The 13,365-nt window shown below is 65.3% G+C and carries 12 protein-coding genes and 2 pseudogenes; 8 read left to right on the top strand and 6 right to left on the bottom strand.

Features of this window, described 5'->3' with window-relative positions:
* The first annotated feature begins 763 nt into the window (after window positions 1-763).
* Both LWC34_RS05005 and LWC34_RS05000 read left to right on the top strand, forming a co-directional pair.
* The gene (locus LWC34_RS05005; protein ID WP_233723218.1) at window positions 764-1,219 is read left to right on the top strand and encodes a hypothetical protein; all 456 of its coding nucleotides are present in this window, start codon (window positions 764-766) and stop codon (window positions 1,217-1,219) included.
* Window positions 1,209-2,174 carry a metallophosphoesterase gene (locus LWC34_RS05000; protein WP_233723217.1) on the top strand — a complete coding sequence of 322 codons (966 nt, stop codon included), beginning with the start codon at window positions 1,209-1,211 and terminating at the stop codon, window positions 2,172-2,174. Before LWC34_RS05005 ends, LWC34_RS05000 begins: the two co-directional genes overlap by 11 nt.
* A 23-nt stretch (window positions 2,175-2,197) precedes the next feature.
* Here LWC34_RS05000 and LWC34_RS04995 read toward each other — a convergent pair whose 3' ends face one another.
* Both LWC34_RS04995 and LWC34_RS04990 read right to left on the bottom strand, forming a co-directional pair.
* A complete protein-coding gene (locus LWC34_RS04995; protein WP_233723216.1) occupies window positions 2,198-3,367 on the bottom strand; it encodes a sensor histidine kinase in 1,170 nt (389 codons plus the stop codon).
* Between the two features lie 23 nt (window positions 3,368-3,390).
* A complete protein-coding gene (locus LWC34_RS04990) occupies window positions 3,391-4,059 on the bottom strand; it encodes a winged helix-turn-helix domain-containing protein (protein WP_233723215.1) in 669 nt (222 codons plus the stop codon).
* 136 nt (window positions 4,060-4,195) lie between these two features.
* On the opposite strand from LWC34_RS04990, the gene LWC34_RS04985 reads away from it, so the two are divergent.
* From LWC34_RS04985 to LWC34_RS04970, 4 genes are all read left to right on the top strand, one after another.
* Complete coding sequence (locus LWC34_RS04985; protein ID WP_233723214.1) at window positions 4,196-6,001, top strand: hypothetical protein; 1,806 nt, start codon at window positions 4,196-4,198, stop codon at window positions 5,999-6,001.
* A 68-nt stretch (window positions 6,002-6,069) separates the two neighbouring features.
* Window positions 6,070-6,903: a hypothetical protein gene (locus LWC34_RS04980; RefSeq protein WP_233723213.1), complete on the top strand. Its 834-nt coding sequence runs from the start codon at window positions 6,070-6,072 to the stop codon at window positions 6,901-6,903.
* Between the two features lie 243 nt (window positions 6,904-7,146).
* The gene (locus tag LWC34_RS04975) at window positions 7,147-7,533 is read left to right on the top strand and encodes a hypothetical protein (RefSeq protein WP_233723212.1); all 387 of its coding nucleotides are present in this window, start codon (window positions 7,147-7,149) and stop codon (window positions 7,531-7,533) included.
* Entirely contained in the window at window positions 7,470-7,928 is a 459-nt protein-coding gene (locus tag LWC34_RS04970; RefSeq protein ID WP_233723211.1) for a hypothetical protein, read from the top strand. Before LWC34_RS04975 ends, LWC34_RS04970 begins: the two co-directional genes overlap by 64 nt.
* 163 nt (window positions 7,929-8,091) lie before the next feature.
* On the opposite strand, the gene LWC34_RS04965 is transcribed toward LWC34_RS04970, so the two are convergent.
* Both LWC34_RS04965 and LWC34_RS04960 read right to left on the bottom strand, forming a co-directional pair.
* Window positions 8,092-9,549 carry an IS1380 family transposase gene (locus tag LWC34_RS04965; RefSeq protein ID WP_233722402.1) on the bottom strand — a complete coding sequence of 486 codons (1,458 nt, stop codon included), beginning with the start codon at window positions 9,547-9,549 and terminating at the stop codon, window positions 8,092-8,094.
* Window positions 9,550-9,649: 100 nt separating this feature from the next.
* Window positions 9,650-10,130, bottom strand: a pseudogene (locus LWC34_RS04960) (transposase); the annotation flags it as partial.
* A gap of 137 nt (window positions 10,131-10,267) precedes the next feature.
* On the opposite strand from LWC34_RS04960, the gene istA reads away from it, so the two are divergent.
* Together istA and istB are read left to right on the top strand one after the other, a co-directional pair.
* Window positions 10,268-11,734, top strand: a complete 1,467-nt coding sequence (gene istA, locus LWC34_RS04955) for an IS21 family transposase (protein WP_233723026.1) — start codon at window positions 10,268-10,270, stop codon at window positions 11,732-11,734.
* Window positions 11,731-12,501, top strand: a complete 771-nt coding sequence (istB, locus tag LWC34_RS04950) for an IS21-like element helper ATPase IstB (protein WP_233723025.1) — start codon at window positions 11,731-11,733, stop codon at window positions 12,499-12,501. Before istA ends, istB begins: the two co-directional genes overlap by 4 nt.
* A 39-nt stretch (window positions 12,502-12,540) precedes the next feature.
* On the opposite strand, the pseudogene LWC34_RS04945 reads toward istB, so the two are convergent.
* Window positions 12,541-13,086: pseudogene (locus tag LWC34_RS04945) on the bottom strand (transposase); the annotation flags it as partial.
* Window positions 13,087-13,123: 37 nt separating this feature from the next.
* On the bottom strand, window positions 13,124-13,354 hold the full coding sequence (locus LWC34_RS04940) for a hypothetical protein (protein WP_233723210.1): 231 nt from the start codon (window positions 13,352-13,354) through the stop codon (window positions 13,124-13,126).
* Window positions 13,355-13,365: the final 11 nt, after the last annotated feature.

The following is a 13,365-nucleotide window of genomic DNA, read 5'->3' as shown; positions in this document are numbered from 1 at the left end:
CGTTCGCGTCGGCGGATGTTGGTGCCGTCGGGGTTGTTCGCCAAGGGCGTAGGTGATGGCGCCTTCGAAACTGAGGTTTTTGCCGTGCTGGAGGCGGTTCGAAAGGCTCACTCGCGGTGGATCTGCTGCCCGCATTGCCGGTGGTAGGTAAGCAGGTCAAGGAAAGGTGACGGTAGGGCAATGCCACTGACTTAAGAGAGTTCTCGCACTTCAGAGATGGCCTGCAGGCGTGGGGCGCGAGGTTGATCTCCGGAGGCGCCCAACGCGGGTGGCCCGGCACGCAAGCAAGTGTGGCCGCGCCACTGATGGTCGGCAGACTGTCCACAGTGGCCTTCATTCAGGCCCGCGACGGTCCGTGAGGGGAACTTTTGGCGCGTTCAGCGCCGTGAAGGTGGCCTTCACGGCATCCGATCCTGTCACAGGTGGGGAGGATGTGGCAGGTGTGGCGGATGAGGTGCTCCAGCGTCCACAGTGGACTGTCGAATGCCTCGCAGGCCCCTTGTGGCACATGCATCACTCTGTGCCTGCCCCCGATGAAACATGGGGGCATCCCGCCGGCGGGCACGGTGACCTGAGGTGACCTTTGGTTCGCGCAAGGGGCTCCTTGTGTTTCCTCTCCGAAAACCAACCGGTACGTTCCCGTACACCTCGACGTCCATCTTGATCTGCGAGAAACTCTTTGGTCGACCGAACGCTCACGTATCGAGACGTTCGCCCACTCCGCCGACGAGTTTCAGGCGCAGGACGCTGGAGGTACGGGTTGATGAGAAAAACGCACTTAGGCCTGGCCGCGTTAGCCGTCGCCGGCATGCTGCTGGGCGGTGTTCGCTGGCCGACGTCGGACGCGCCGCCGCAGGCGGTGGCAGGCGAACATCTCAGCATCCAGCAGTGGCTCGGCGACCGGGAGGCGCCTCAGATCGAGCTCAACAACACGCTGGTCAAGGCAAGACAACTGACTACGTCGTCCCGCCAGGCGACGACGACTTGCGAGCAGTTGGCTCGTGTGTCCGGGCAACTGCTGCACGGCAGCCGTGCACCGCACCCCCAGCTCAACACAGCCGCCAACGTCGGCATCGCGCAGTTCGCCCAAGCCGCACAGGCGTGCCTGGCAGGTGACTTGCCCCTGATGCGCCATCGGATCGACGACGGAACAACGCTTCGCGCCGAAGCACAGGACACGCTGGACCAGCTCTTGCACGGAGATCACGGTGGCCACTGAATCCCGCATCGCGGCCTTGTCCGCCGTCCTTCTCGTGCTCGGGCTCACGAGTGTCGTAGCCCCTCCACACGCTCTGGGTGGTCCGCCGCCCGACCCGGTGGTCGTCGCAGCGGGCGACATCGCATGCACGCCGTCCGATCCGAACTTCAACAACGGTCTTGGCACGCCAGGACGCTGTCGCATGAAGGCCACGTCGGATCTCGTCCTCGGGATCGCCCCGACCTCCGTATTCGCGCTCGGTGACACCCAGTACAACAGCGGTTCGCTCGCCGACTTCAACGCCGGCTATGCCCCGTCGTGGGGCCGGTTGAAGCCGATCACTCGCCCGGTGATCGGCAACCACGAGTACGGCACGCCCGGTGGCGGCGGGTACTTCACCTACTTCGGCAACGCCGCGACTCCACGGCAGCCGGGGTGTGTGCGCGACTGCGAAGGCTGGTACAGCTTCGACGTGGGCCAATGGCACGTGGTGGTGCTGAACTCCGAGTGCACGAAGATCAGCGACGGCACGGGATGCGCTGTCGGGTCACCGCAGCAGCAATGGCTTGGCGCCGACCTCGCGGCGCATCCGGCCAAGTGCACCGTGGTACTGCAACACCGGCCACGGTGGAGTTCCAACAGCTTCGCCAGCGCGGACGTGGCACCGCTGGTGGACGTCATGTACAAGCACGGTGTGGATCTACTGCTGGCCGGGCATGCGCACAGCTATGAACGGTTCGCGCCGCAAAACCCGTCAGGAATACGGGACGACGTCCGCGGGATCCGCGAGATCGTTGTCGGTACGGGTGGCTCGTTCTACAGCGGATTCGCGACGGTCATGCCGAACAGCCTGGTACGCAAGAGCAATGTCTTCGGCGTCCTGAAGCTCACGCTGCGTCCGGCGAGCTATGACTGGGCTTTCGTCGCGGCCACGGAGACACCGTTCACCGACTCCGGAACGGCGCGGTGCCACTGACCTAATTGGACAGATGGACGACGCTAGGGCGCGTCGCTCAACGGGAGCAGGAGGCGGACGTCGGCCCCACCCTCCGGCCGATTGGCGGCCTCGACCCGTCCGCCGTGCAGGACGAGGACCGACCGGACAAGAGCCAGGCCGATGCCGTGGCCCCTGGCGTCCCCTCTGGTGAAGCGCCGGAAGATGTGCGGCAGCAGATTCGGGTGGAAACCCGGTCCGTCGTCGGAAACCGTGATCACAGCCGCACGGTCCTTTGTGGTCACGGTAACCCCGACGCGGTCGGCACGGTCGACCGCGTTGCGCACCACATTGTCCATGGCATGGCGCAGTAACGCGTAGTCCGCGTCGACCACGGCAGGAGTGACGGAGACCTGTTCGACCGAAGCCCCGCCGGCGACAGCCGAAGCGACGACCTCCTCGACGAGCAGATCCAACCGCAGCGGAGCACGGACCAGCTCGACCGAGCCGGTCTCGATCCGGCTGAGGTCGAGCAACAACAGGACACCGGTGCTGGCACGCTCGGCAGCCACGCGGATCTCGCTGAGCGCGGACACGTAGTCCACGGCATCCTTCGGCCTGGACAGAGCATGGCTCACGGACGCCTGAATGACCGCAAGGGGCGTACGCAGCTCATGCGCCGCATCGGCCAGGAAGTCGCGCTGGAACCGCTGACCGAGCACCACGGGCCGCATCATCCAGCCGGTGATCAACCAGACGGCCAGCACCAGCATGGCTGCGACGGCGGCCACGACGGCGGCGATGACCCACCATGGCGGGCTGACCACCACATCCGTCTCACCAAGGTCGCCAGCCGCGACGATCACCCGCCCGTCACTGAGCGCCTGCGCGGTCACGAAGTAGTCATCACCTCGGTCGACGATCCGACGAAAGTCCGAACCTTCGACCCTGGCGACCCTGGCGAGCGAAAGCAGCGGTGGAACATAGTCATTGTCGCCGGAATCGGTGATCGTCCCATCTGGCGCGATGCTCCAGACGTTCCGTTCCGTTGTGACATCGAGGTGATCCGCTCTGGCGACAAGGTTGCCGAGCTTCTCGACAACACCCATCCAGTCCTTGCGGTAGAGGCCTTCCGTCGCCTGGTAGGTGACGTAGACCGCCGCGCCACCGAGTACGAGCACAACGAGTAACCCCGTGATCAACGCGAGTCGCGCCCGCAGGCGTCGCAGGTACACCATCGACTCCTGGCATCGGGCATTCAGCGGACATATAACAGGTAACCCACCCGACGCACCGTTTCCAACCGTACGTGGGAGGTCGAGAGATCGAGCTTGCGGCGCAAACTCGCCACGTGCACATCCACGACATTGGACATTCCGTTGTAGTGCATGTCCCACACCTGTTCGAGCAACTCGGTACGGGTCACCACCTGTCCCATCCGGACCATCAGATACCGGAGAAGGGCGAACTCCTTGGGTGTCAACGGAACGAGGACGCCCGAGCGCCACACACGGTGTACCGCCACGTCCATGCGTACCTCTCCGGCCTCGATGGTGGTGCCGCCCACGGTCACCGGGCGTCGCAGCAACGCCCGGACCCGCGCCGCGAATTCCGGAAAGTCAAAGGGCTTCGTGAGGTAGTCGTCCGCTCCCGCATCCAGCCCACGCACCTTGTCGGTCAACCCGTCACGGGCGGTCAGCACGAACACCCGGGTTCGGCCCTCGGTCTTGAGCTGCCGGCACAACGCGAGCCCGTCCCCGTCCGGCAGGCCCAAGTCCAATATGACGAGTGCGTAGTCCGTGAACAAGCACGTCTCCTCCGCCGCTGTCAACGTGCTGACGTGGTCGACCGCGTGTCTTTCATCACGTAGTCCCCGCAGGAGGACAGCGGCCAACGCCGCGTCGTCTTCGACCACCAACAACCGCACTCGCCCAGTATCACCACGACTCCGCCATCCTCCGAGGCACTCGCCGCCCCTTCATCGTCCTTTCATGATCTACATGCGACGTTCCCGTTGTCCCAGGGCAGATCCCCGCGGGACGCGGACGAAAGGCGTGAATCCGATGTCCACAAGACGCAAACTGATGACCGTCCTGACGACAGCGATGGCAACAGCCGCGCTGATCACAGGAGAAGCCAAGGCGGCCGACAACCAAGTCCTGGTGGATTTCTACGTACTCGACAAGTCGGGGGCGCCGGTGCGGCTGAGCGTCGGCGACGGCCGCAAAGTGATCCACCACACCTCGGCGAAGGACCCGGGTGACGAGCGCTGGAGCGAGGTCCTTCTCGACCCGGACACTCTGGAGGCGCTTCCCGGCGAGGAGAACCAGGTTCGGTTGACCAATGACGGCAGCGGTCACCTGCGGCTGGCGTTCACCGCGCGGAAACTGCGGTCAGGCAAGGGACCGGCGCTGGCGCTGGCCTGGCCGACCGGCAAAGGCTATTCCTACGTGATCATGGACAACGGTGGCAAAGGGTACGCCCAGGCCCCGAGCAAGCCGGTGGTGTTCAACTACCAGGCGGCCAAGGACATCGACAGCCACCTGCGGGCACGAGTGGCAGCCGTCCCCGGCTACAAGCCACCGGCCGCATACACCAACGCGTTGGCACAGGCCACGAGCGAGCTCGGCAAGGTGGGGAATTCCCTGTCTCCGCCCGTTCAAGGACGACACGGCGAACGCGCGCTCAGTGCCCTGCACACCGCGTATGACGCCTTCACGGCCGACTACGGGCCACGCGTCGCCCGACAGCGGATGGCTACGGCTCCGCCCGGCCAGGACGCACGGCCGTGGCTGGGCACCACCATCGTCGAGTCGAGTTCGGTGCCGTTCTATGACAAGGTCTGGCGCCGGATGGTCGCGGCCACCACCCCGCTGGGCAAGCAGGCAGGCTACGGCTGGGTGCGGATCGTGTTCGAGCTCGACAACGGAACGACCGTCGACTTCAGCAAGTACGACACGGCCATCAGGAACGCCCACAAGGCGGGCCTGCGGGTGATGGGCGAGATCACCGACTCGTCCGCCGCGGCCGAGCTGACCACGCCGCAGTACGTGACACGGACACGGAACCTGCTCGAGCACTACGGGCGTTCAGCCGACCCTGAGCTGCGGATCGACGCGTGGGAGGTCGGCAACGAGGTCAACGGTTGCTGGGTCGACAACAAGAACTGTGGTGCGCCGGTGCGCCCAGGTGACCGTATTCACGTCAAGGCCGGCGCCGCTGCTCGGGAGGTCAAGCAGAACAGCCCGTCCACACCCGTCGTGCTGACGCTGTTCTGGGAGTTCGGTGCGGGGGAACCGTCCGCCAAACCATGGATGTACTCACCGTTCAACTGGATCGCCCCCGGCTCCGGCAATCTCAAGTGGACGGATCGTGACGGGGTCGAACGCGACCTGCTGGCCGATGTTGACGTCGTGCTGTTGTCGATCTTCACCGACAACGCCCCGCTTGGCATCTCCATCGATCGAGTGATGTCCACTCTGGACAGAAGAGTGTCCGAACTGGCCACGATGTCCAAGAAGCAAGTGCGGGTGGGCATCGGCGAACTGGGCTACTGGTGCGGAAGCGACGGGCGCCGGGCAGCATCGGTGTACGAGTGGTGTGCGGACATGAACCGCGTGTGGCCGATGGGCGCTCTGGACAACGCGAGCATCGCCGCGGCTCAGTCCTACATGGTAAACCAGTACACCCGGGCGGCACTGGCCACCGACCACGGTATCGGCGGCGGCTTCTACTGGTACGCGCTGCAGGAGATGTTCCCGCGCAACACCGAAACCAGCCTGTGCGCGGCACTCAAGGAAGTCACGGACGCAGTAGGCCCCAAGCCTGCCAACCAGTCTGACACAGCTGCGCCCGGGAAGCCCTGCTGACCTTCGGCTGCGCAACGCCAACACGGCGTTGCGCAGCACTCATGTGGTTTCCCGAGCTTGGAGGAACGGTGAAAAGCATCTCCGTCATGTTCGCCGCGACACTGCGCCTGAGTCTCCTGTCGACCACTGTCACGGTCGTGGTGGCTGGCGCCACCGCTCCGGCTTCGCACACCTACACCCTTGTGACCGGCCATCAGCAGTCTGCCGTTGCGCACCAAGTGGCCGCTGAGGAGTTGATCGACCACCTCAACACCATCGGCTGGCCCGCGGAAAGGAAGTACAACCGGTACCGGCAGGGGCGGGAGGAGACCACCGTGCGGTGGGGACAGCCAGGCCTGCCCGCCACCTACACAAACGTCTCGCGGTGCGCCTCATTCGTCACCGAAACGCTGAAACACACGTACTCGGACTGGGCCATCCCCCGCTTTTTCCGCACCCATTTCGGCGATGCCAGCCCGTTCGCCCGCGACTACCACGACGCGATCGCGGGCAACAAACCGATACCACACTTCAAGAGGGTCACGAAGGTCACCGGTCTTCGCCCTGGCGACCTCATCGCGATCAAGTACCCGGAGGCGGACGACTTCACCGGCCACGTCGTGCTGGTACGTAAGATCATCGGCCGCGAGCAGAACGGCCCAGCCCTTGACGGCGCCTCGGCGTACGTGCTGGAGGTCATCGACACCACCAAGGCCGCGCACGGCATCGTCGGCCAAGGCAATGCCTACCGGGACACCCGGATCACCGCGAGCACGGAAGAAACCGGCGCCGGGTACGGCCACATGGTCTTCTACGCCAACACCAAGGATCACACGTTCGCCGGGTACCGATGGAGCGTGATCAGCGACCAGATCGTCCCGGTGCGCAAGCACCCCGTAGCCGCGGCCAGAATCAGCCCCTGACCAGTGGTGTCCGGCGCTGGTCACGCCCGCGAGGGGCGTCCAACGCCAATGCCAGGAGTTTCAGGCTTGCCGCGCCGTGCGGGGCGGTAGGCCGGCGCGAGGGGAAGATTTACGGCGTTCAACCTGGATTCACCGAAGATCTTGGTGGGTTGGTCGTGTCGTGAACGGGCAGATGCCCTCTGACTTGGGACGATTGTTCTTGTGACAGAAACATATCGGACCGAGTGAGAGGGCATCTGCTGAGTGAAAGCATCGCATACGCGTGGCGCGGTGTCGGTGAGGTTCGACGATCCGGGATTGGTGTCGCACGCGGGCCTGGTGCCGGTGATGCGGCTGGCCGAGGACGCGGGGTTGTCGGAGCTGGCCGATGAGCTGGTCCGGCTGGGTGGTTCGGTCGGGGCGAACGCGGGCGCGAAGATCAGCACGATCGTGGCCGGGATGGCCGCGGGCGCGGACTCGATCAGTGATCTGGACCTGGTGCGGCATGGCGGCATGGCGGCATGGCGGGGTTGTTCACCGGGATCCGCGCACCGTCCACAGTGGGCACGTTCCTGCGCTGGTTCAGCATGGGTCATGTCGCTCAACTGGAGAAACTCTCCGCCCGGCTGCTGGCCCGCTTGGCGGAGCTGACGCCGCTGCTGGCGGGGGCCGACCGGTTAGGGTTGCTGGATCTGGACTCGAAAATCAGCCAGGTCTACGGGCGGGGCAAAGACGGGGCCGCGTTCGGCTACACCGGGGTGCTGGGGTTGAACACGCTGGCCGCGACCCTGACCACAGCGGCGGGCAGGCCGGTGATCGTGGCGACCCGGTTACGGGGCGGCAACGCCGATACCCGCCGGGCGGTGAGCTCGCTGGCCCGGCGCGCGCTGGGCACCGCCCGCGCCGCGGGCGCGACCGGGCCGCTGCTGGTACGCGGCGATTCCGGGTTCTATGTCGGGGAATTGATCACGATGCTGGTGCGGGAGGGGGTCTGGTTCTCCAGAGCTTGTCAAGTTTTCTGTGTAAGTGATCGTAAATTGGGTTAGCCTTGATCATTCACGTGGGTGACGTGTCCGCCTGTGCCGGTTCGGATGTTGATCTTGAGTTGGTTGCTGTGTGGTGATGGTCAGGGTTCGAGCCCGGCCGCCGGTGTTGGCTGGGCGCCGGGTTGGGGGGCGGGCCTTTCAGGTCGAGGGGCAGGGACAGGGGTCATCGAGTTGGTGGTGGCAGGGCCAGCGCTGCCCGGAGGCAGGCGGCGAGAGGGTCGGCCCAGGGCCAGGTTTCCGGGATTTTGATCTTGCGTTTGCGTTGGCCGCGGACGATGCGGGCGGCGGTGTGCAGTAGCCGGTAGCGCAGGGTTTTGGGTTCGGCTTTGGCGAGGGTGCCCTCAAGGCAGAGCAGGCGCAGCCAGGCGAGCAGGTCGATGGCGATGGTGGCGGCCAGACACCAGGCCCGGTTGATCTCGATCTTGGTGGAGGGCAGGTGACCGAGGCCGGTTTGCTTGCCGCAGCGGACGTGGTCCTCGACTCGGGCGTGCGGGCGGTGACGGGCTTCCAGGAACTGGACGGTGGCGCCCGAACCGCTGCCCGGGGTGTTGGTGGCCACCAGTTGGTAGCGCCAGCCGTCGGCTTCTTCGAACAGGGACAACTGTGCGCCGGGGTGGGGTTTCTCACGACGACAGATGATCCGCAGATCGGCCGGCCAGTTCTCCAGTTGGTCCCCGTCGGGGTGGTGACGTAGTAGCGCGGTCAGTTCCACCACGCCGGCTTTGTCCAGCGGCCGAGGATCGCCGTGGTGATCGAGCACTGCCTGCCATGCCTTCGCGGGGACACGGCCGATCGCGGCTCGTTCCCGCGCACCGAGTTCCCAGCCGACGCTGTAGTGCGCCTGCCTGCCTGGCTTGGCGTTCAGCGCGGTGATGTACTTGATGAGACCGTGGGAGGCGCCCGCGCCGTCCACGGTGACTAGAAGGTTCCTTCGATGTTTCGCCGGGATCTGGGCGATCGCGGCGTCGAGGACCTCGAGGTGATCAGCTGTCGTGTTGGATCCGGCGCTTCCTGTGCGCAGCAACAGGGCCAGCGATTCGCCGGTGTTGTCACACATGGCCAGCAGCGGATGATGACCGAAGCTGCCCTTGTAGGTTCCCGCGGCGAGTTGTTTGTCCGAGTGCGCGATCACCAGCGAACCATCCAACCGGACCACCACGGTCGTGCCCAGATCACGGTCGGCCACCCGCGACGGCGGAATCCGGCCGTGCCGTCGCTCGATCAACGACCACACATGCTCGCGGATCCGGGCACGCACACGGGCGATCTTGTTGCGCTGCACCTGACCGACCGCGTCCAACGTGCGCCACAACGTCGGATCTGAGGCGACCGGCCCGAACAGTTCGGCCTGATCGCGCAGGACAGCCAGATCCGACAGGACCCGCCCGCCGTCAGCGATCAACACCGCGGTGTCGGCGAACACCCGGCCACGGTCATGCACCGGCATGAACCCACGCCGCGCCATCGCCCGCGACAAGCCTTCCGTCAACCCGGTGCGGTCGGCCAGCAACCGCACCGCCGCGGTCCCGGCATGACTGACCACGCCACGCCCACCGACTTCTACCGCCAGATCCCGCGACCACCCAGTAACATCCACGTCGAAAGTGCTCCAGAGCTTCATAGGTAAGAACAGGCATTAGCAACCTCATCTTCCCAGCTCAGGAGCACTTTTCCCTGTTCCGACACGGCGCCCGAATCAAGATCGCCATGAATACTCAGGGTTAGTTGATGTGGTGGGTTAGCCGGTCGGGGTAGTGCAGCACAAGGGCGCCGAGGGCTTGTTTCCAGCCGCTGACTGTTGCTCCCTCGACGAGCCGTGCGGGGGCTTTGCGTTGGTCTCGGGGCTTGCCTTTCTCTTTCTGGCGTTGCCGGGCGCGTTTGTCCTCGATGTCGCGGATGGCCAGCCACAACAGTTTGATCACCGCGTCATCGGTCGGGAAATGCCCCCGGTTCTTGATGATCTTGCGGAGCTGGTAGTTCAACGACTCGATCGCGTTCGTGGTGTAGATGATCTTGCGGAGCTCCGGCGGGAACGCCAGGAACGGCACGAATCGGTCCCACGCGTTCTCCCACGTCAACACCGTCGGCCCAGAACTTCGCGCCCTCCGTGGCCTGCACCCAGATCCCGAGCACGTGTTTCACGCCGTCGAGATCCACGCCGATGGCGATGTGCGCGGCCTTGTTGCGCACCTGATGGCCATCGCTGTCGGCGTACGGACTCATGTGACCAGCCACGTACGGGTTAATGTGTCCACTTTGTAGCGTGTCGGGGTGTCGGTACGCGCTGGTGATCGTCAAGCTGTCGTGCGACCTGGCGGGTGTGTATAGGGACGGCACTGGTGATCTTGGACGAGGAGCGGTGGGCGGAGCTGCGTCGCTTCCGTGGCTTGTATGAGTCCGGCGCGATGAGCATCTCTGCGATCGCGCGGGAGACCGGGCTGCACCGGCAGACTGTCCGCAAATACCTGGCCAGCGACGCGCGGCCAGGACCGCCGCGAGGCAGCAGCCGCAAGGGGACCCGCACGCCGGTGATCGCCGCGATGGCGCCGGTGATCGATGCGTGGCTGCGCTCAGAGCTGCTGCTGAAAGGCACGGTTATTCACGAGCGGCTGGTCGAGCAGTACGGGTTCACCGGCAACTATCAGCGCGTCAAGCTGTATTTGCAGGAGGCCCGTCCCAGGATCGCGGCCGAGCTGGGTATCGCCCCGGACGAGCTGGGGCTCCTGCACCGCCGGTTCGAGGTGATCCCAGGCGCGCAGGCCCAAGTGGACTGGGGGGACGAGGGTCAGATCCTCGCGCATGTCGGCATTCCGAAGGTCTACTCGTTCCACATGACCTTGTCCTATTCACGCGACCCGTTCTGCTGCTTTACCACCAGTCAGGACCTGGAGACCTTCTTCGCCTGCCATCGCCGGGCGTTCGAGCACTTCGGCGGGGTGCCTCGGGCGATCGTCTACGACCGCACCAAGACCGTGGTGCGTCGGCATGTCGCCCCAGGCAAGGCCGTTCCGTTGCATCCGGAAGCCGTGGCGTTCGCCGGGCACTACGACTTCGACATCGACGTGCTGGCCGCATACCGCCCGACCGGCAAGGGCCGGGTCGAGCGCCAAGTCGCGATCGTGCGCGATCACGTCCTGGCCGGTCGTGGGTTCGCCAGCCTGGAGGAGATGGACTCGGCGTTCACCGCCTGGGTCCCGTTGCGGCGCAAGCGCGTCCACAGCACGCACGGCGAGGTCATCGGCCACCGCGCCGCCCGTGACCACTCGGCCCTGCACCCAATCCCAGTCAGTCCGTATCTGGTCACGCAGCGGCATCTGCGGCACGTCGGCAAGGACTGCCTGGTCGCGTTCGACGCCAGCCTTTACTCAGTTCCTGCCCGCAAGGTCCGTCACCGCCAGCTGGTCGAGATCCGCGCCACCGCCGACACCATCAGCCTGCATGCCACATCCATCGACGCGGCCACGACCGGCAACCTAGCCGACGGCACCCTGCTGGCCGTCCATCCCCGGGCCACGACCAGAGGCCAGCGGGTCGTCGACGAAACCCATTGGGACGGTCTGCCCGACGGCCACACCCGCGCGGTTACCACCAGCATCGAGGACGACGACCACGACGGGAAGGTCATCCCGCTGCGGCCCAATACCGCGCCTGAACAGTCGTGGCCCCGGTCACTGGAGGCGCTGCTCACCCGCACCGCCGCCGCACAGATCAAGGTCGAACACCGCCCGCTGTCGGTCTATGAACAACTCACCGGCACCGGACCCAGCAGGACCACAGCACTACCGCAGACGAAGGATCACCGTTGAACGAGCTGGTCACCACCCGCATCCGCTCCACCGCCACCCGGCTCGGCCTGAACCACCTGCCCAGCCAGCTCGACACCTTCGCCCGCCGCGCCGAGGACAACCAGATGGGATACCTCGAGTTCCTCGACCTGGTCCTGGAAGAGGAAGCCGCCGTCCGCGACGAACGCCGCTTCCGCAGCGCCCTGCGCCTGTCGAAACTGCCGCACCACAAGACCCTGGACGACTACGACTTCTCCTTCCAGCCCGAGCTGGATCCGCGGAAGATCAAAGACTTGGCCACGCTCTCGTTCATTGAGGACAAAGGCAACGCCGCTCTGCTCGGGCCGCCCGGAGTCGGGAAAACACACATCGCCGTCGCTCTCGCGGTCGCTGCCTGCCGCGCCGGCTACACCGTCTACTTCACCACCCTGGACGACATGGTCCGCCGCCTGAAAGCCGCCGACGCGATCGGACGGCTCACCAGCACTCTGCGCACCTACCTACGGCCCAACGTCCTCGTGATCGACGAGGTGGGCTATCAGCCCCTCGAACGCGCCGAAGCCAACCTGGTCTTCCAGGTTATTTCGAAGCGCTACGAGAAAGGCTCCGTCATTCTGACCTCGAATAAGAACTTCGGGGAATGGGCCCAAGTCTTCAGCGACGAGGTCCTCGCCACCGCGATCCTCGACCGGCTCCTGCACCACTGCGACGTCATCCCCATCAACGGCCCCAGCTACCGGCTGAAGAACCGACTCGCCGCCATCACGGACACCGCCACCGTCGCTTGACACCTGGACACATCAGTTCGTACTCACCTGGACACATCACCGGATACGCCGACAATCGCGGACCTTCACCACCAGCGCGTCCATGTAGATGATCGGATAGATCTCCTCCAACGGCCTGCTCTGCCAGGCCTTGACCTCCTCCAGCACCGCGTCGGTGATGGTGGAGATGGTGTCGTGCGACAGCTCCGTGCCCAGCGTGCGAGCCAGGTGATGCTGGATATCGCGCACGGTCATCCCACCCGCATACAACGAGATGATCATGTCGTCCAGACCGCCGGCCCGTCGCGAGCCCTTGGGCACCAGACGGGGCTCGAAGCTCCCGGCCCGGTCCCGCGGCACGCTCAGATCGATGTCACCGACCTCGGTGGACAGGGTTTTGCCGCTTGAGCCGTTGCGGGAGTTGCCCGAACCGCGCCCGGCCGGATCGCCTTTCTCATAACCGAGATGCCCGGTCATCTCGCCCTGCAACCCACGCTCCAGCACGGCTTTGACCAGCTCGGGCAGAAACCCGCCCGTCCCGGTCAGCGCCAGACCTTCCTGGTCCACCTTGGACATCACATCGTCCAACAGCCCGGCATCGATCATCTCGTTGATCGCCTGACGAGCCGGCGGCAGCTGATCATCAGTCACGGTCACCTGTGTACTCCTTCAACAAGTTGATCTCATACACAGACCATCTGACACGCTCGAAGGGGCCTGGTTCTCCATCACCGCCCCACAACATTCCGCGATCCGCACGGCGATCCACGCGATCACCGAGCACGCCTGGCAACAGCACACCTACCGCGACCCGGTCCTCGACCCGCACACCGGACAGCTGATCCACACCGCCCAGATCGCCGAGACCAGCCACACCGCGTTCAC

This window comes from Kibdelosporangium philippinense, from assembly GCF_021390435.2.
In the GTDB taxonomy this organism is placed as follows: Bacteria; Actinomycetota; Actinomycetes; order Mycobacteriales; family Pseudonocardiaceae; genus Kibdelosporangium; species Kibdelosporangium philippinense.
This window is presented reverse-complemented; position numbering and strand designations above follow the sequence as displayed.

Bases quoted from the DNA above. Each gene is read 5' to 3' on its own strand.
- LWC34_RS05005 (WP_233723218.1), top strand. From the start codon at position 764: ATGAGAAAAACGCACTTAGGCCTGGCCGCGTTAGCCGTCGCCGGCATG.
- LWC34_RS04965 (WP_233722402.1), bottom strand. From the start codon at position 9,549: ATGAAGCTCTGGAGCACTTTCGACGTGGATGTTACTGGGTGGTCGCGG.
- LWC34_RS04985 (WP_233723214.1), top strand. From the start codon at position 4,196: ATGTCCACAAGACGCAAACTGATGACCGTCCTGACGACAGCGATGGCA.
- LWC34_RS04970 (WP_233723211.1), top strand. From the start codon at position 7,470: ATGGGTCATGTCGCTCAACTGGAGAAACTCTCCGCCCGGCTGCTGGCC.